Here is a 17,209-nt window from a genome sequence, read left to right as displayed (position 1 = left end):
CCACGGAGACAAGATGAACGACAGAAGAACAGATGCCATGCGGCCATCGCGCCGGCATGCCCTGCAGGCCGCCCTGGCCCTGGCCGGCCTGCTGGCCGCCGCACCCGCCGCGTGGGCGCAGAAGTTTCCCGACAAGCCCATCCGCATCGTCGTCGGCTACTCGGCCGGCGGCGGTGTCGACGCGGTCGCGCGCATGCTCAGCGCGCGCCTGCCCGCCGTGCTGGGCCAGCAGGTGCTGGTCGAAAACCGCACCGGCGCCACTGGCCTCATCGCGGCCGACCTCGTCGCCAAGGCGCCGCCCGACGGCTACACGCTGATGATGGGCGACAGCGCCTTGCTCATCGCCAAGCTGCTGCAGCCGAAGATCGCGATCGATCCGCTGACCAGCTTCAAGCCCGTGGCCGGTGCCTTCGTGTCGCCGCTGATGATCGTCGCGGGCAACGACTTTCCCGCCAAGACGCCCGCCGAACTCGTCAAGGAACTCAAGGCGCATCCGGGCCGTTACTCCTACGCGTCGTCGGGCGTGGGCACCGTGCAGCACCTGGGCTTCGAGATGCTCAAGCAATCCACCGGCGCGTTCGTGGTGCATGTGCCTTACCGCGGCGCGGCGCAGATCGTGCCCGACGTGGTCGGCGGCCAGGTGCCGCTGGGCGTGGTGAGCGCCACCGCCGCCATGGCGCAGTCGAAGGCCGGCAAGCTGCGCGCGCTGGCGTTGCTGAACAACGCCAAGCTCGAAGGTGCCGAAGGCGTGGCGCCGCTGGCCGAGGCGCTGCCGGGCTTCGACGTGGCGCCGCGCATCTTCCTGCTGGCACCGGCGGGCACGCCCAACGACGTGGTCGACAAGCTCTCGGCCGCCGTGAAGACCGTGCTCGACGTGCCCGAGACGGGCACGGCCGCCGCCGCACAAGGCACGCTGCGCGCCTACGCCACGCCGGCCCAGCTGGGCAAGGACATGGCGGAGGAAACGACGCGATGGAAACGCATCATCACGGACCAGCGCATCGTGGCGGAGGGGAACTGAGGTGACACAGCAGCCCCATCTCGGCCTCATCGTTCCCCCCGCTGCCGGCGCCGTCCCCGTCGACGGCCCGCTGCTCTACGGCGACCGCATCCGCTTCAGCGCCAAGGGCCTGGGCCTCGGCGAAATCTCCACGCGCGGCTACACCGAGGTGATCGACTCGGTCATCGGCAAGGCCCAGGAACTCAAGGAAGAGGGCGCCAGCGCCGTCTCCCTCATGGGCACCTCGCTGAGCTTCTTCCGCGGCGTTGCCTTCACGCGCCAGTTGCAGCGCGAGATGGAACAGGCCACGGGCCTGCCCTGCACGACGATGAGCGACGCCATCCTCGCGGGCCTGCGTCACCTCAAGGTGCGGCGCGTGGCCGTCGCCACCGCTTACATCGACGAGGTCAACACGCAGCTGCGCACCTACCTCGAACAGAGCGACTTCGAACCGCTCGCACTCGAAGGCCTGGCCATCTCCGACGTGCAGGCCGTGGGCCAGGTGTCGACCGAGGTGCTGGTCGACCTGTGCCTGAAGGTGTTCGAAGACCAGCCCGGCGCCGACGGCCTGCTCATCTCGTGCGGCGGCCTCGTCACGCTCGATGCCGTGCGCGAGGTCGAGGCGCGCCTGCAGGTGCCCGTGGTGTCCAGCTCGCCCGCGGGCTTCTGGGACCTCGTGCGCACCGCCGGGCTCGATGCGCGCTCGCCGGGGCAGGGCCGGCTGTTCGCCTGAAAGAACGGCCTCAGCCGAGCCAGCGCCCCACGCGGGCCGTGCCGGCCAGCTGCCAGACGCGTTCGCACAGCGCCTTCGCTTCGTCGGCCGTCGCGCCTTCGCCGTAGTGCGCCAGGCGCTGCATCTTGTCCTCGATCTCGGCGCGGCTCAGGCTGTTGCCGGGGTCGCCCTTGGGCTCGTCGACACGGCCGGCCAGCGTGCGGCCGTCGGCGGTGTGGACGCTGACCTTGCCGATCCAGCGCGCGGGGTAGGCGGTGTCGACCTCGTCGTCCAGCGCCATCGTCACCTTCTCGCGGAAGGCCGAGACCTCGGGTGAGAGAAAGTCGCGGTCGAACTCGCCCAGGCCCGCGCGGCCGTGCACGGCGATGAGGCCCAGCACCGTGCCCATCGAGAACTTGCCCTGGTGCACCGTGGCGGGCACCGTCACGCGGCCCAGCACGTCGATGGCGCCCTGGTGCACGTGGGTCGTGACCCGGGACACGTCTGTAGGCTTGAGCTGGTTCTGTTCCATCACCTGCAGCAGCGCGTCGGCGGCGGGGTGCGTGTGGCGGCAGGAGGCGTGGTACTTGAACGAGGTCTCGGCCAGCGTCCAGCGCGTGCCCAGGCCGTCGGTGAGCTTGGCCGGATCGGCGTCGCTCGACATGCCCACGCCCAGCCCCTGCGCGCCTTCGAGGATCTTCGCCGCGCCCGTGAAGCCGTCCTGCGCGAGGTAGGCCGACATCAATCCGCTGGCCGCCGCGTGCGCGCAGTGCAGTTGCTTCGAATCGGCGGCGTCGCGCAAGAACTCCCACACGCCGGCCGACTGCGTGCCGGCCGAACCGAAGGCATGCAGCATCTGCTGCGGCGACAGTTCGAGCAGGCGCCCCACCGCCGCAGCCGCCGCGAGCGTGCCCGCCGTCGCGGTGGTGTGGAAGGTGCGGTAGTGCGATCGGCCCAGGAACTCGCCGACGCGGATGCCCACCTCGTAGCCCGCGACCACGGCCGTCAGCAGCTGCGCGCCGCTGGCGCCGATGCTCTGTGCGACTGCGAGTGCGGGTGCGATGACCACGGCGGCGGGGTGGAACACCGAGCCGTTGTGCACGTCGTCCTGCTCCACGTAGTGCGAGGCCGCCGCGTTGACCAGCGCCGCGAACAGCGGCGAACTGGTGCGCCGCGAGGTGAGGATTTCGCTCGGGCCTTCAGCGGGGCCCATCATCTGCGCGAAGTGCTCGATGCTGCGTATCGGCCGTGCAGTGCGGGCCGCGAGCACCGAGCCGAGCCAGTCGAGCATCAGGTCTTCGGTGCGGCGCAGCACGGGCGCGGGAATATCGGCGAACTTCAGCTCGGCCGCGAAGGTCGCGAGCACCTTGCTGGGGTGGTCGATGGCGTTCATGTGCAGTCCTTCAGAACGAACGAGGCAGGCCGAGCATGTGTTCGGCGACGTAGCTTAGGATGAGGTTGGTCGAGATCGGCGCCACCTGGTACAGCCGCGTCTCGCGGAACTTGCGTTCGATGTCGTATTCGCATGCAAAGCCGAAGCCGCCGTGGAACTGCAGGCAGGCGTTGGCCGCCTCCCAGCTCGCCTTGGCCGCGAGGTACTTCGCCATGTTGGCCTGCGCGCCGCAGGGCTGGCGCGCGTCGAACAGGCGGCAGGCCTCGTAGCGCATCAGGTTGGCGGCCTCGGTCTCGATGAAGGCTTCGGCAATCGGAAACTGCACGCCCTGGTTCTGCCCGATGGGGCGGCCGAACACCACGCGGTCCTTCGTGTAGGCCGTGACCTTGTCGATGAACCAGTAGCCGTCGCCGATGCACTCGGCGGCAATCAGCGTGCGCTCGGCGTTCAGGCCATCGAGGATGTACTTGAAGCCCTGGCCTTCCTCGCCGATGAGGTTCTCCGCCGGGATCTCGAGGTTCTCGAAGAACAGCTCGTTGGTCTCGTGGTTCACCATGTTGAGGATGGGGCGCACCGTCATGCCTTTGCCGATGGCCTCGCGCAGGTCGACGATGAAGATCGACATGCCTTCCGACTTCTTCTTCACGTCCGCCAGCGGCGTGGTGCGTGCCAGCAAAATCATCAGGTCCGAATGCTGGATGCGCGAGATCCACACCTTCTGCCCGTTGATCACATAGCGATCGCCCTTCTTCACGGCCGTGGTCTTGATCTTCGTGGTGTCGGTGCCGGTGGTCGGCTCGGTCACGCCCATCGACTGCAGGCGCAGCTCGCCGCTGGCGATCTTCGGCAGGTACTGGCGCTTTTGCGCCTCGCTGCCGTGGCGCAGCAGCGTGCCCATGTTGTACATCTGGCCGTGGCAGGCGCCCGAGTTGCCGCCGCAGCGGTTGATCTCTTCCATGATCACCGAGGCTTCGGTCAGGCCCAGGCCCGAGCCGCCGTATTCCTGGGGAATCAGGGCGGCCATCCAGCCGGCCTGGGTGAGTGCGTCGACGAACTCGGCGGGGTAGGCGCGCGCCTCGTCGACCTTGCGGAAGTACTCGTTGGGAAACTGCGCGCACAGGTCGCGCACGGCGTCGCGGATGTCGGGGAAACGGTTGTCGGTAGCGATCATCATGTTCAGTCCTGGCGGGGGCCGCCCGCTTCCTTTTCGACGCGTTGCCAGATCTCGATGGCCATCGGGTCGTCGATCTCCTCGAGGATGTGGCCCACGAGGCCGATGGCGCGCGCCATCACGCCGAAGCCGCGAATGATCTTCCACGGAAAGCCGAACTCGGCCGCAATGGCGCCGATGGCGCCCGTGGCATTGATCGGCAGCGATTTGCCCGACACGCGCTCGGCCTCTTCCTGCACGGCCTGCATCAGCGCGACGTAGTGGCTCGACAAGCCGTTCTCGGCCGCGATCTGGAACAGGCGCGGCGTGCGCGGGTCGATCGGCTTGTGCAGCGGATGGCCCAGCCCCGGCACGATGATCTTGCGCGCGCGGTGGTCGGCCACGATGTCCTTCGCCATGTCGGCCAGCGGGCGGGTGGGCTTCTCGCCGAAGGGAATGGCCTCGTACAGCATCTTCGCGGCGCCCTCGGTGCTGCCCACGAACACGGTGCCCAGCCCGCACAGGCCGGCGGCCACGGCGGCCTGCAGCGCTTCGGGTGCGCCGGCGTAGGTGAGCCGCGCGGCCAGTGCGCTCGGCGTGACGCCGTGCTCCACCAGCGTGACGACGATGGCGTTGAAGGTCACGGATTCCTGCGGCGTCGGGATGCGGCCCGTCAGCTCCAGGAAGGCCATGTCGCCCAGGTTGAGGTGGCCGAGGATTTCCGAGGGCAGGTCGCGCCCGCGCACGGTGATCTTGTCGGGCGTGCTGTGGCCGAGGTCGGTGTGCAGGGATTTCTTGATCTTTGTCATGGCTGCAAATCTATCCCCGCGCGCGCCCGCAGGCGCTCAGTGATTGCGAAACCCTCCCTTCCGCAATCGCGAATGCCCGCCGGCGAGGTCTTCGGGCACGCTGCGACTCGTCATTGCAACGGAAAAGAAAAGGCAGACAGCGCGATGGATTCCGACTCACTCCTGGCCGTGCGCGAAGCGGCGCTCGACTACTTCACCCGCAGCGGCGCCACCGCGCGACGCCGCGCCCGCACCGAACGACCTGAGGCCGACGAGGCCCAGGGCTGGGTCGAGATCGCGGCCCTCGGCTGGCCCGGCATGCTGGCGCCCGAAGCGGCCGGCGGCCTGGCGCTGGGGCTCGATGGCGCTGCGGAAATCCTGCGCGCGGCCGGCGAACACGCGGCGCCCGAGCCGCTGCTGGCGGTGGCGGGCCTGAGCGCGCTGCTGCTGGCGCGGCTCGACACGCCCGCGGCGCGTGCCCTGCTGGCCGAGCTCGTGGCAGGCCGCAGCCTGCCCGCGCTGGCCTGGCAGGAAAGCGCGGGCGACCTCAGCGCCGTGCCGCTGGCCTGCGGCTGCGAGGCGCGCACGGGTCAGGGGGGCGGCGTGCTGCTGCAAGGCGACAAGCTCATGGTGCTGCCCGGCGTCGCCGCCAGCGGCTGGCTGGTGTCGGCACGCGGCGAGGACGACGCCGTGCTGCTGTGGGTGCCGCGCGGCACAGCCGGCGTGAGCGAGACGATCATGCCGCTGGTCGATGGCAGCCAGGCCGCCAACCTGCGCTTCGAGGAGGTCGTGCTGCCGGCCGACGCCGTGCTGGCCAGCGGGCCGGCCGCGCAGGAGGCGCTGCGCCAGGCGCTCGCGGCTGGGCAGATCCTGCAGGCGGCCGAGCTGTTGGGCGCAGGGCAGGCGATGCTGGCGCAGACCCTGGCCTACCTGCGCACGCGCGCGCAGTTCGGCAAGCCCATCGGCAGCTTCCAGGCGCTGCAGCACCGCAGCGTCGACATGTTCATCCACCTCGAGGTGGCGCAGGCCACGCTCAACGAGGTGCTGGCGCTGGCAAGCGACGGCGCCTTGCCTTCTGACCGGCTCGAAGCCGAGGCCAGCCGCGTCAACGCGCGTTGCACGGCTGCCGCGCTGCAGGCGTCGCGCGCGGCGGTGCAACTGCACGGGGCCATCGGCTACACGCAGGAGTGCGACCTGAGCCTGTTCTACAAGCGCGTGCTGTGCCTGTCGGCGTGGCTGGGCAACGCCACGGCGCACCAGCGCCGGCATGCCGCGCTGACCGGTGAGGCCGAGGCCGCTGCGAGCGGTGCCGTGGCCTGGAACGGCGAGTTCCTCGCGCGCACCACCGACTGGTCCGCCATGCCCGAGGCCGAGTTCCGCCGCATGGTGCGCGGCTTTTTGCAGCAGCGCTATCCGGCGCATTTGCGCTACCTGTCGCACCGCGCGCGCTGGAGCGAGGTTCGCGAGTGGTACCTCACGCTCTCGGCGCAGGGCTGGATCGCGCCGGCCTGGCCGCAGTCGCACGGCGGCATGGGCCTGCCGGCCGACAAGCTCATCGCGTGGATCGAGGAGCTCGAGCAGCACGGTGTGGCGCGCGCGCCCGACCAGGGCATCGTGATGATCGGTCCGCTGCTGATCCAGCACGGCACGCCCGAACAGCAGCAGCGCTTTCTGCCGCGCATCCTGAGCGGCGAGCACGTGTGGTGCCAGGGCTACTCGGAGCCCAATGCCGGCTCCGACCTGGCCGGCCTGCGCACCGAGGCGGTGGCGGGGCGCGACGCGCAGGGCGATCACTTCGTTGTCAACGGCCAGAAGATCTGGACCACGCTCGCGCAGGATGCCAACCACATCTTCATGCTCGTGCGCACCGACAAGGGCGCGCGCAAGCAGGAGGGCATCAGCTTCCTGCTGTGCGACCTGCGCACGCCGGGCGTCACGGTGCGGCCGATCCACACGCTGGCGGGCGAGCCCGAGTTCTGCGAGGTGTTCTTCGACAACGTGCGCGTGCCGGCCGACCAGCTCGTGGGCCGGCTGCACGGCGGCTGGACCATCGCGAAGGCGCTGCTGGGCTTCGAGCGCATCTTCCTGGGCAGCCCCAAGCAGTCGCAGTACGCGCTGGGCCAGCTGGCGCGACTCGGGCAGGCGCGGCGCCTGTTTGCCGACCCGGTGTTCGCGCAGCGCTTCGCGGCGCTGCGCCTCGACGTGCTCGACCTGTCGGCCGCCTACACGGGCTTTGCCGACATCGTGCGTGCGGGCAAGCCGCTGCCCGCGTCGGTGTCGCTGCTGAAGATCTGGGCCAGCGAGACCTACCACCGCATCGGTGCCTTGCTGGTCGAGGCCGGCGAAGAGCAGGGCGCGGTCGCGGGCGACCAGGTGCTCGACGGGCAGAGCTTCAACGTGCTCTCGCCGCTCATCGGCGCCACCGCCGCCATGATCTACGGCGGCACGAACGAGATCCAGCGCAACATCCTCGCGCGGCAAGTCTTGGACTTGCCGGCCTGAGCGATGTGAGCCGCCAAAGACATACACAACTGGAGACAACGCTCATGCAATCCCTCGACCTCTTTTCGCGCCGCCAGCTCATGGCCGCGCTGGCGGGCGGCGCGGCGCTGGCCGCACTGCCGCACCGCGCCTTCGCGCAGCAGCCGCTGCCGCCGCTCATCAAGCTGGTGGTGGGCTATTCGGCCGGCGGGCCGGTGGACGGCGCCGCGCGCCTGCTCGCGCCCGCGCTGGGCCAGGAGCTGGGCACGCAGGTGATCGTGGACAACCGGCCCGGCGCCGCCGGTTCGCTCGGCGGCAACGCCGTGGCCAAGGCGCCGCCCGATGGCGCGATGCTGTTCTTCGGCGCGAGCCCGACCATCACCATCAACCCGAACGTGCAGCGCAGCATGCCCTTCGACCCGATGAAGGACCTCACGCCGCTGGCGCCGCTGGTCGACTACACCAACGTGCTGGTGGTCAACAACGACCTGCCGGTGCGCAACGTGGGCGAGCTGCTGGCCTATGCCAAGGCCAAGCCCGGCAAGCTGTTCTACGGCTCGGCGGGCGTGGGCGCGTCGAACCACCTGAGCGGCGCGCTGCTCGAGAAGATGAGCGGCGTGCAGCTCACGCACGTGCCCTACAAGGGCAGCGCCCCGGCGCTGGCCGATGTGATGGCCGGCACCGTGCCGATGATGTTCGACATCATCGCCACCTCGCGGCCCTTCATCCAGTCGGGCAAGCTGCGCGCGCTGGCCGTCACCTCGCGCCAGCGCAACCGCATGCTGCCCGACGTGCCGACCATGATCGAGTCGGGCGTGCCCGGCTACGACGTGGGCGGCTGGTTCGGCCTGTACGGCCCGGCGCGCATGGACCCGGCGCTGGTGGCGCGCGTGAATGCCGCGGCGCAGAAGATGCTGGCGCGCGAAGACATCGCGCACCGCCTGCGCGAGCAGGGCTACGAGGTCTGGACGGGTGCGCCGGAGGTGCTGGCGACCAAGGGCGTGTCGGACCGCAAGCTGTGGGCGAGCGCCTCCAAGGGCATCGAGGCGGAATAGCCGATGCCCCCCCGCATTCATCACCTGCTCGAAGACCGCGCCGCCCGCACACCGGACGCGGTGTTCCTCCACGAACCCGATGGCACCACCACGTATGGCGCGTTGCAGGCCATGGTCGAGACCGCCGCGAACGACCTGCTCGCCGCCGGCGTGCGGCCGACCGACCGCGTGCTGCTGGTGGCCGAGAACTGCGCCGCCCACATCGCGCTGCTGCTGGCCTGCAGCCGCGTGGGCGCGTGGTCATGCGGCGTCAACGCGCGCATGTCGCCGGGCGAGATCGCGGCCATCGCCGAGCGCGCCGACGCGCGGCTGTGCTGCTTCACCATCGAGGCGTCCGACGCGGCGCGCACGCATGCGCAGCGCGCGTCGGCCGTGCCGGCCACGCTGCCCGGCGTGATGTTCACCGCCGCGCGCGCCGACGCCCGCCCCGAGCCCGACCCGGCGCTGGCCGATGCCGCCGCGATCATCTTCACCTCGGGCACCTCGGGCACGCCCAAGGGCGTGATGGTGTCGCACCGCGGGCTGCTGCACTTCGGCCGCGTGTCGGCGGCGGTGCGCGCGCTCGACACGCGCGACCGCGTCTACGCCTTCCTGCCGATGACCCACATCTTCGGCATCGGCACCGTGCTGATGGCCGCACTCACGGGCGGGGCCGCGCTGGTGCTGCGCGGCAGCTTCTCGCCGGCCGACATGCTCGAGGCGCTGGCGCACGGGCAGGTGTCGAACCTGCTCGGGCCGCCGACCATGTACGCGCGGCTGCTGGCGCACATCGAGGCGCAGCAACTCGTGCCGCGCTTTCCGCAGCTGCGCTACGTGTACACCGGCTCCGCGCCGCTCGACCCGGCGCTCAAGCAGCGCGTGGAACGGCTGTTCGGCCAGCCGCTGCACTACGGCTACGGCCTGTCTGAGTACGCGGGCTCGGTGTTCCTCACGCGCACCGAGGCGCCGCGCGCCGACACCTCGGCTGGCTACGTGGTCGACGGTGGCGAGGGGCGCATCGTGACGCCCGAGGGCACCGAAGCGGCCATCGGCGACACCGGCGAGATCTGGCTGCGCGGCCCGGGCCTGATGCTGGGCTACTTCCGCGACGCGGCCGCCACCGCGCAGGTGATGCGCCCCGGCGGCTGGTACGCCACCGGCGACCTCGGCCGCTTCGACGCCGACGGCGCGCTGTTCGTGGTGGGGCGGCTGAAGGAAATGATCATCCGCTCGGGCTTCAACGTGTACCCGGCCGAGGTCGAGGCGGTGATCGGCCGCTTCGCCGGCGTGCACCTGTGCGCCGTGGTCGGCGTGCCCGAGGCCGACGGCAACGAGCAGATCGTCGCCTTCGTCGAGCTGAACCCTGGCGCGTCGCTCGACGAAGCGGCGCTGCGCGCGCACCTGGCCGAGCACCTGTCGCCCTACAAGCGGCCGGCGCGCATCGAGGTGATCGACGCGATGCCGACCACCGCCAACGGCAAGCTGCTCAAGCGGGAACTGCAATCACGGGCCCGGCAAGTCTGAGATCCGCCGGAAGGTCGCCGATGACACTGCAGCGGCCTTTCTGCGTGTCCATGTACTCGCGCATGCGGGCGATGCGGCCCTCGCGCAGCTCGAGGATGAAGCAGTAGTCGTTGTCGTAGTGCCGGCCGCTGGCGAGCGTGGCCTGCAGGCGCATTTCCAGCACCACGGTGTCGCCTTCGCAGAGCAGGTGGGTGAAGTCCACCGACACGTCGGCCACGAACAGCTTCGGAAACTCCTCGACGAGAAAGCGAACGATCGTGTCCGGCCCGATCATGTGGTCGGTGAAGCCCAGGGCCACGCCGGTGGCGTTGTCCTTGGGCGCCAGCCATTCGGCGTCGTCGGTGAAGGCGGCGCGCACGCGTTGCGGGTCGCGGCTGGCGAAGGCCTTCCAGGCGTCGACGACGGCGCGCTTGTTCTGCTCGGGGGTCATGGGGTGCGGCGGATGAAGTGAAGGAGCGGCGACGATAGGGGCGCCGCGTGGCGCCGGCCCGCTGCTTCCGGACATCTGCAACGCGCTCTCGGACTTATCCTGCAAGGAGCCGCGCTGCTGTCCGCCAGCCGATGCGCCGTGCAGGCCGCATCGTGGAAGCCTTCAACAAGGAATCCACGCCATGGCCGATGACCTGAGCAAGCGCGGACCGCAGGATGCGGCCCGCATCAATGTCAACGAACTGCACGAGGTTCGCTACTGGACCCAGACGCTGGGCGTGACCGAGGCGCAGCTGCGCTCGGCCGTCGCGGCCGCCGGGGTCGAGGTGAAGGACGTGCGCACCTACCTCGGCAAACCCTGAGCGCGCGCTGCAGGTGCGGCCCGGTGGGCAGGGCGCGCGTAGGCAGGCTCCTACAGCCGCGGCGCGGAGCGGGGCCGATACTCGTGGCCTTGTTCCCGCCTTCAGGAATCCTGCCTTGACCGTGCTCCCTGCCGCCTCTCGTCCCACGGGCCGCGCGCCCTTGCGGGCCGCTGCGCCGCGATGAAGTCGTCTCCCAGCGCCCGCAGCTGGATTGCGGCCGGCGTGCGCCACGAGCTGCTCACGCGCGCCCTGCCGGCGCTGCGGCACGACATGACGGCGCCGGTCTCGGTGATCCGCATGGCGGTGCTGATGCTCAAGCGCCAGGTGGCGGCCGACCCCGTCGACCCCGCGGCCTGCGAGGAGCGGGTGAACCTCATCGACAGCCAGGTGTCCGAGCTGGTGGCCGCGATCCGCTCGCTGCGCGACTGGGAACTGGCCACCACCGACGACGGCATCACGCGCAGCGCGCTGGTGGCGCAGTGCATGACGCTGATGCGCTCGGCCTTCGACCTGCACGGCGTGGCGCTCGAGGTCGACGAGGCGCTCGCCGCCCCGCAGGACGACGAGCCGCGCTGGCCCAATGCCGCCGCGCTGCGCTACCTGTTCCTGGGCGCGCTGGGCTACCTGCACGACGGCGCGGACGAGGCCGGCACCATCCGCATCGAGCCCGACGGCACCGACGCGCTGCGCCTGCACGCCCGGGTGCGCGAGGCCGGCGGCGCGAACGCGGTGCTCGACGCCCATCGCGCGCCGCGCGCGCTGGCCATCGACACCGTGGCGCTGCAGAACCTGGCCGAAGACCTCGGCTACGCCGTGCTGCTCGACGCCGACACCGTGCGCTTCGCCCTCGCCGCAGGCTGAGGCACCCGCAGGAAGGCGAGCAATCGCCGCTCCGCCGCCACCAGGCCACGCGCCGGGCCGGCCGTGGCGGCACGGGCCGCGATCTTCTCCAGCAAAGTGCCCGTCGTCGCCGTGTCGTCCTCGCGCGCCAGCGCCTCGCCCAGCGCCAGCACAGCGGGGTGCACGTAGGCCTTCTTGCAGACCGCCGGCGTGTTGCCGAGCTGCCGCGCCACGGCCGCGAGGATGTCCCTGGCGCCGGGCCGGTGCCCGCCCTCCCAGGCACAGGCCCGCCGCGTGAGCTCCAGCGCCTGCACCGTGCCGTGCCAGGTGCGGAAGTCCTTGGCGGTGAAGCGTTCGCCTTCACCCTTGCCTGTGTCGGTGGCGTCGGCGATGTAGTCGTTCACGTCGTTGGACGACACGCCGCGCACCTCGCCCGCTTCGTCCGTGTACTGGAACAGCGCCTGCCCCGGCAGCTGCTGGCACTGGCGCACCACGCGGGCCACGCGCGGGTCGTCGACGCGGGCCTCGTGCGCCACGCCGCTCTTGCCGCGAAAGCGCAGCCGCAGCGCCGAGCCCTGCACCGCCGCGTGGCGGTTGCGCAGCGTGGTGAGGCCGAACGAGCCGTTGCTGCTGGCGTAGGCCTCGTTGCCCACGCGCAGCAGCGTGGTGTCGAGCAGGCGCACCAGCGTGGCGATCACCTGCGCGCGCCCGGGTGTCTTGGTGCCGGCGCGCAGGTCGCGCGCCACGCGGGCGCGCAAACGGGGCAGGGCGCGCCCGAAGGCCGCGAGGCGCTCGAACTTGGTGCCGTCCTGCAGCGCACGCCAGTCGGGGTGGTAGCGGTACTGCGTGCGGCCGCGCGCGTCCAGGCCCGTGGCCTGCAGGTGGCCCTGCGGCAGCGGGCAGATCCACACCTCGGTGTAGGCTGGCGGAATGGCCAGGCTGCGGATGCGCGCGAGCGCGTCGGTATCGCGCAGCCAGCGGCCGTGCGCGTCGCGGTAGCGAAAGCCGTCGCCCCACTTCAGCCGGCGGATGCCCGGCATGCCGGGGTTCACGTAGACCAGCCCGCCGGCCAGCGCTGAGGTGGCAGCCGGTGTGGGCCGGCATGGGGTTTGCATCGAAGGCATGTCATCGCGCTTGTGCCAGCATCGACAATCGTGCGGTGTAGGACGCCGCACGCTGTTGCCGAGGCGCGCTTTCCTTTCCTTCCTTCTCTTCGGATTTCACCCATGTCCCTCCTGAACTCCCGTCGCTTCTCCCTGGGCAGCCGCGGTCTGACGCTGTGCGGCGCCGTGCTGCTCGCCACGGCCTGTGCCTCCACCTCGCCCACGGCCGACACGCGCGCTGCCGCCGCCGCCCCCGTCAAGGTGAAGGTGAAGGTGTTCGTGGCCGCCATGTTCGAGATCGGCCAGAACACCGGCGACCGCGCCGGCGAGTTCCAGCACTGGTACGAGCGCTACTGGAAGGGCGCGACGCCCGTGGCCGTGCCCGGCGCGCTGCAGCCCGTGTACTGCAACGCCGACGGCGTGTGCGGCGCGGTGCTGGGCATGGGCAAGGTCAACTCGTCGTCGTCGATGCAGGCCATCCTGCTGAACCCGAAGTTCGACTTCTCGCAGGCCTACTACGTGATCTCCGGCGTGGCCGGCACGCCGCCGCAGCGCGGCACCATCGGCGAGGTGAGCTGGGCCACCTGGCTGGTCGACTACGACCTCGGCCACCGCTGGGCCCCCGAAGAGAACAAGCCCGGCGAACCCACCTTCATGCCGCGCAAGGGCTACGAGGAGTACCGCCGCTTCAAGCTCAACCCCGACCTCGTCGGCTGGGCCATGAAGCTGTCGGCCGACACGCCGCTCAAGGACGCGGAATCGGCGCGCAAGTACCGCCTGCGCTACCCCGACGCCGCCGCGCGCCGCGCCCCCTTCGTGGGCACCGGCACGCACATGACGGGCGACACCTTCTTCCACGGCCCCGGCATGTCGAAGCAGGCGCAGTACATCGCCAAGCTGTATGGCGCCGACGACTACGTGATCACCGAGATGGAAGCCGCCGCCATCACCCTCGTGATCAAGCGCACCCACGGCACCGACCGCGTGATGAGCCTGCGCGGCGCGGTCAACTTCGACCAGGGCCATCCGAAGGAAAGCACGCTGCAGCACCTGGACCCGGCGCCGGGCGAGACGGCGGGCGGCTTTGCCGAGACGGTGGAGAACATCGCGCTGGTGGGCACGCGCGTGGTCGACCACATCGTGAAGAACTGGCCCACATGGTCGGTGGGCGTGCCCAAGCCCTGAAGATCGTCAGGGCTGCAGCACCGGCTGCAGATGCCAGGTCACGTTGAAGTCGAAGGGCGTCCAGCGGCTCACCGTGACGCCCGCCTGGCGCAGGCCGCGGCCGGTCCAGGTGTTGCAGGTCTCGAACAGGTGGTAGCTGCCCCGGGCCTCGTAGAAGGCATCGTCGTTCGCGTAGTGCGCACCCCCGATCGGCACCGCGCGGCCTGAGGGCAGCGTGGCGCGCACGTAGGCCACGAGCTGCGCGTACTGCGGCTGCGAGAGCGGCAGCTTGTAGGCCCCGCGCCGCAATTGCGCGCGCTGCAGGTAGGTCACGTGCAGCAGCGATCGGTTGCCGCCCGACAGCGCCCCGAAGGCGCGCGCGGCTGTCAGGTCGCCCCAGGTCGGCGTGTGCAGGTAGAACTCGCGGTCGCCCCAGCCGATGGCGACGAACTCGGCATCGGGCGGCGGCGCCTTGAAGTCGGACAGCGCAAAGAGCTGCCGCCAGTCGACGGTGGCCGAGCGGACCGGAAACACCAGGTCGGTGTGCACGCCGTTGCTCAGCACCCAGGCCTCGACGGTCGCAGGCTCGGCCGGCGGTTTCGTGTTGGCCGGCAGGAAGACCAGCGCGCAGGCCACGGCCACGTACAGCGTGATGGCCAGCAGCAGCCCCAGCAGGGTGAGGGCGATGCGTCTCAGCCAGCGTCGGATCATGGTGGTGTCAGAAGAGCGACGCCGTGGTCGCCACCGGCGCCGCGCTGCGAGCGTTGCCAGCGGGCGCCAGCGCCTCGGGGCTGCCGGCCTTGGCCAGCGCGCCCACGCGCACGCCCAAGAGGCGCAGCGGCCGCTCCAGCGGCACGCGCTTCAAGCACTGGCCACCGACCTGGCGGATGGTCTTGCCGTCGTCGGTGAAGCGGTCGATGGTCTGGTCGCGCGTGGCGATCTTGAAGTCGTCGTAGCGCAGCTTGATGCCGATGGTCTTGCCCACGTAGCCCTTGCGCTGCAGGTCTTCGGCCAGCTTCTCGCACAGGTGCGTGAAGATCGCGCCCAGCTCGGCGCGGTCGCGCACCGCGTGCAGGTCGCGCTCGAAGGTGGTCTCGCGGCTCATCGACACGGGCTCGCTCTCGGTCACCACGGGGCGGTTGTCGCGGCCCCAGGCCACCTCGTGCATCCACGCGCCGGTGGCCTTGCCGAAGGTGTCGATGAGCCAGCCGCGCTCGCGCGCCGCCAGCTGGCCCACGGTCTCGATGCCGAAGCGCTTGAGCTTCTCGTCGGCCTTCGGGCCGATGCCGTTCACCTTGCGGCAGGGCAGGGGCCAGATGCGGCTTTCGAGGTCGTGCTCGTAGACCACCGAGATGCCGTTGGGCTTCTCGAACTCGCTGGCCATCTTGGCGATGAGCTTGTTGGGCGCCACGCCGATCGAGCAGGTCAGGCCTGTGGCGTCGAAGATCGATTTCTGGATCAGCCGCGCCAGCGAGCGCCCGCCGTCGCGCTGGCCGCCGGGCACGTCGGTGAAGTCGATGTACACCTCGTCCACGCCGCGGTCTTCCATGAGCGGCGCGATGTCCAGGATCACCTGCTTGAAGGTGCGCGAGAAGCGCCGGTACTCGTCGAAGTCGACCGGCAGGATCAGCGCCTGCGGGCACAGCTTGGCGGCCTTCATGAGCCCCATGGCCGAGCCGATGCCGAATTGCCGCGCGGGGTAGGTGGCGGTGGTGATCACGCCGCGCCCCGTGTAGTCCTTCAGGCGCGGAAAGGCATCGATGGGAATGTCGGCCAGCGTGGCGCCCTCGGGCAGTTCGCGGATCGCCTCGTCGACGCGGCGCCGGCCACCGCCGATGACCACCGGCAGCCCCTTGAGCTGCGGGTAGCGCAGCAGCTCGACGGACGCGTAGAACGCGTCCATGTCGAGGTGGGCAATGCGGCGGATCGGAGGGGCCGGGGGCGGCGCGGGCTGGAAACTCACGGTGACAATTGTCTCGCTCTCCGGGCATGTTCGCCCGCCCCCGTGTCGCGTGCAAGAATGCGGCGGAATTTCAATCCCCACGCAGGTGGCGAACGGAAAGGAATGCACGATGGGTGACGACGAGGTGGAAGGCGGCCTGTCGGTCGCGCTGACGCCGGTGCAGATGGCGGCGGTGCTCGGCGGCGAAGACGTGCCCGAGTCGGCCAGCCTCAGCAACCGGCTCTGGGGCACGGCGGCGCTGATCGGCGGCGTGATCGAACTGGTCGGCGCCGGCGTGCTGTGCGTGGCCCCCGAGCCCACCATGGCCAGCAAGGTCGGCTGCGTGGTGCTGGGCGCGCACGGCAGCGACGTCACCGCCACGGCCGCGCGCCAGATCTGGACCGGCCAGACGCAGCGCACCGCCACCGCGCTCACCGCCGACGCCACCGCGCAGGCGCTGGGCGCCTCGCCCGAAACCGGCGCGCAGGTGGGCCTCGCGGTCGACGTGGCGGTGCCGCTCTTCGTGGCCGGCGGGCTGGCCGCATCGCGCGTCATCGCGGTGCGCGCGAGCCGCTTCAAGCTCGAGCCCGTGCGGCTCATCGAGCACGAGGGCATTGCGGGCTCCAAGGCCGGCGGCCACACCATCCGCGAGCACGTGGGCAAGTCGGCGCAGGAGCTGCTCGACCGCTTCGCGAAGAAGCCCAGCCTGCAGCGCTCGTCGTCGTTCTTCGACCTGGCCACCGCCGAGTCGGCCATCAGCCAGACCGTGCGCGCCAACGCACGGGCCATTCGCGCGTGGTCGCGCTCCGCGGCGGTGGGCTCCAAGCCCGTGGCCTTCGAGCACGACATCGGCACCGTGGTCGGCATCGGCGTGCAGCGCGGCAGCACCGCCGTGAGCCAGCTCACCAAGGTGCGCGTGACGCTGAACATGCGCACGTACAACGGCAAGCCGTTCTACATCCTCACCGCCCATCCGTTCTGATTTTTCCCCTACGACCCACGATGCGATTCGAACTGATCGACCACCTCACCAAGGTCTACTTCGGCCAGGACGCCGACATCCTCTTCGGCGAGACCGGCGCCGAGATCATGGCCTCGTACCGCGAGTCGAGCACCGAGGCCGAGCTGGCCGCGCTGCGCGCCGAGATCGCGGATTACCTCGGTTCGCACGACGACCTCGAAGCGGCGTTTGCGCGCGACTTCTCGCGCGACTACATCCCTGAAGATTTCGGCACGCCGGCCAGGCAGTTTCTCGACAGCGTGCTGGCTGCGGTGCGCTGAAGCTGC

17 protein-coding genes are annotated in these 17,209 nt (G+C 70.6%); 10 read left to right on the top strand and 7 right to left on the bottom strand.

The features are described from left to right. Nucleotides 1-37: 37 nt before the first annotated feature. Both AC07SQ_RS07360 and AC07SQ_RS07355 read left to right on the top strand, forming a co-directional pair. Entirely contained in the window at nucleotides 38-1,021 is a 984-nt protein-coding gene (locus AC07SQ_RS07360) for a Bug family tripartite tricarboxylate transporter substrate binding protein (RefSeq protein ID WP_495313003.1), read from the top strand. Between the two features lies 1 nt (nucleotide 1,022). Continuing rightward, nucleotides 1,023-1,733, top strand: coding sequence for an arylmalonate decarboxylase (locus tag AC07SQ_RS07355; protein ID WP_495273530.1), 711 nt, complete (start codon nucleotides 1,023-1,025; stop codon nucleotides 1,731-1,733). A 10-nt stretch (nucleotides 1,734-1,743) separates the two neighbouring features. On the opposite strand, the gene AC07SQ_RS07350 is transcribed toward AC07SQ_RS07355, so the two are convergent. Genes AC07SQ_RS07350 through AC07SQ_RS07340 form a run of 3 tightly spaced genes read right to left on the bottom strand, consistent with a single transcriptional unit; the run spans nucleotide 1,744 to nucleotide 5,064 of the window. Next, nucleotides 1,744-3,105, bottom strand: a complete 1,362-nt coding sequence (locus tag AC07SQ_RS07350; RefSeq protein WP_495273529.1) for an MmgE/PrpD family protein — start codon at nucleotides 3,103-3,105, stop codon at nucleotides 1,744-1,746. A 10-nt stretch (nucleotides 3,106-3,115) separates the two neighbouring features. Further along, on the bottom strand, nucleotides 3,116-4,279 hold the full coding sequence (locus AC07SQ_RS07345) for an acyl-CoA dehydrogenase family protein (RefSeq protein WP_495273528.1): 1,164 nt from the start codon (nucleotides 4,277-4,279) through the stop codon (nucleotides 3,116-3,118). 2 nt (nucleotides 4,280-4,281) lie between these two features. Further along, complete coding sequence (locus tag AC07SQ_RS07340) at nucleotides 4,282-5,064, bottom strand: citryl-CoA lyase (RefSeq protein ID WP_159275562.1); 783 nt, start codon at nucleotides 5,062-5,064, stop codon at nucleotides 4,282-4,284. A 144-nt stretch (nucleotides 5,065-5,208) separates the two neighbouring features. Here AC07SQ_RS07340 and AC07SQ_RS07335 point away from each other — a divergent pair, with 144 nt between their 5' ends. The 3 genes from AC07SQ_RS07335 to AC07SQ_RS07325 are packed head-to-tail and all read left to right on the top strand — an operon-like array spanning nucleotide 5,209 to nucleotide 10,082. After that, nucleotides 5,209-7,545 (top strand): acyl-CoA dehydrogenase family protein, encoded by a 2,337-nt coding sequence (locus AC07SQ_RS07335; protein WP_495273527.1) that lies wholly within the window; start codon nucleotides 5,209-5,211, stop codon nucleotides 7,543-7,545. 44 nt (nucleotides 7,546-7,589) lie between these two features. Continuing rightward, nucleotides 7,590-8,579: a Bug family tripartite tricarboxylate transporter substrate binding protein gene (locus AC07SQ_RS07330; RefSeq protein ID WP_489057872.1), complete on the top strand. Its 990-nt coding sequence runs from the start codon at nucleotides 7,590-7,592 to the stop codon at nucleotides 8,577-8,579. A gap of 3 nt (nucleotides 8,580-8,582) precedes the next feature. Next, nucleotides 8,583-10,082 carry a class I adenylate-forming enzyme family protein gene (locus tag AC07SQ_RS07325; protein WP_495273526.1) on the top strand — a complete coding sequence of 500 codons (1,500 nt, stop codon included), beginning with the start codon at nucleotides 8,583-8,585 and terminating at the stop codon, nucleotides 10,080-10,082. On the opposite strand, the gene AC07SQ_RS07320 is transcribed toward AC07SQ_RS07325, so the two are convergent. After that, nucleotides 10,045-10,512: a nuclear transport factor 2 family protein gene (locus tag AC07SQ_RS07320; protein WP_495273525.1), complete on the bottom strand. Its 468-nt coding sequence runs from the start codon at nucleotides 10,510-10,512 to the stop codon at nucleotides 10,045-10,047. The genes AC07SQ_RS07325 and AC07SQ_RS07320 overlap by 38 nt on opposite strands. 181 nt (nucleotides 10,513-10,693) lie before the next feature. On the opposite strand from AC07SQ_RS07320, the gene AC07SQ_RS07315 reads away from it, so the two are divergent. Together AC07SQ_RS07315 and AC07SQ_RS07310 are read left to right on the top strand one after the other, a co-directional pair. Then, on the top strand, nucleotides 10,694-10,873 hold the full coding sequence (locus AC07SQ_RS07315; protein ID WP_062477985.1) for a DUF3606 domain-containing protein: 180 nt from the start codon (nucleotides 10,694-10,696) through the stop codon (nucleotides 10,871-10,873). A 180-nt stretch (nucleotides 10,874-11,053) separates the two neighbouring features. Next, entirely contained in the window at nucleotides 11,054-11,734 is a 681-nt protein-coding gene (locus AC07SQ_RS07310) for a hypothetical protein (protein ID WP_095746526.1), read from the top strand. On the opposite strand, the gene AC07SQ_RS07305 is transcribed toward AC07SQ_RS07310, so the two are convergent. Continuing rightward, entirely contained in the window at nucleotides 11,680-12,837 is a 1,158-nt protein-coding gene (locus AC07SQ_RS07305; RefSeq protein ID WP_495273524.1) for a DNA topoisomerase IB, read from the bottom strand. The genes AC07SQ_RS07310 and AC07SQ_RS07305 overlap by 55 nt on opposite strands. Nucleotides 12,838-12,939: 102 nt before the next feature. Between AC07SQ_RS07305 and AC07SQ_RS07300 the strand changes: the two genes are divergently transcribed. Continuing rightward, nucleotides 12,940-14,001 carry a purine-nucleoside phosphorylase gene (locus AC07SQ_RS07300; protein WP_495273523.1) on the top strand — a complete coding sequence of 354 codons (1,062 nt, stop codon included), beginning with the start codon at nucleotides 12,940-12,942 and terminating at the stop codon, nucleotides 13,999-14,001. Nucleotides 14,002-14,007: 6 nt separating this feature from the next. Here the strand turns inward: AC07SQ_RS07300 and AC07SQ_RS07295 are convergent, their stop codons facing one another. Continuing rightward, nucleotides 14,008-14,691, bottom strand: a complete 684-nt coding sequence (locus AC07SQ_RS07295) for a TIGR02117 family protein (RefSeq protein WP_495273522.1) — start codon at nucleotides 14,689-14,691, stop codon at nucleotides 14,008-14,010. A gap of 7 nt (nucleotides 14,692-14,698) precedes the next feature. Next, the gene (gene dinB / locus AC07SQ_RS07290; protein ID WP_495273549.1) at nucleotides 14,699-15,883 is read right to left on the bottom strand and encodes a DNA polymerase IV; all 1,185 of its coding nucleotides are present in this window, start codon (nucleotides 15,881-15,883) and stop codon (nucleotides 14,699-14,701) included. A 169-nt stretch (nucleotides 15,884-16,052) separates the two neighbouring features. Here dinB and AC07SQ_RS07285 point away from each other — a divergent pair, with 169 nt between their 5' ends. Both AC07SQ_RS07285 and AC07SQ_RS07280 read left to right on the top strand, forming a co-directional pair. After that, nucleotides 16,053-16,904, top strand: coding sequence for an RNase A-like domain-containing protein (locus AC07SQ_RS07285; protein ID WP_062477997.1), 852 nt, complete (start codon nucleotides 16,053-16,055; stop codon nucleotides 16,902-16,904). 20 nt (nucleotides 16,905-16,924) lie between these two features. Next, entirely contained in the window at nucleotides 16,925-17,203 is a 279-nt protein-coding gene (locus AC07SQ_RS07280; RefSeq protein ID WP_492731921.1) for a contact-dependent growth inhibition system immunity protein, read from the top strand. Nucleotides 17,204-17,209 lie beyond the last annotated feature (6 nt).

The organism is Variovorax sp. GW821-FHT06D12 (assembly GCF_059419205.1).
This window is presented reverse-complemented; position numbering and strand designations above follow the sequence as displayed.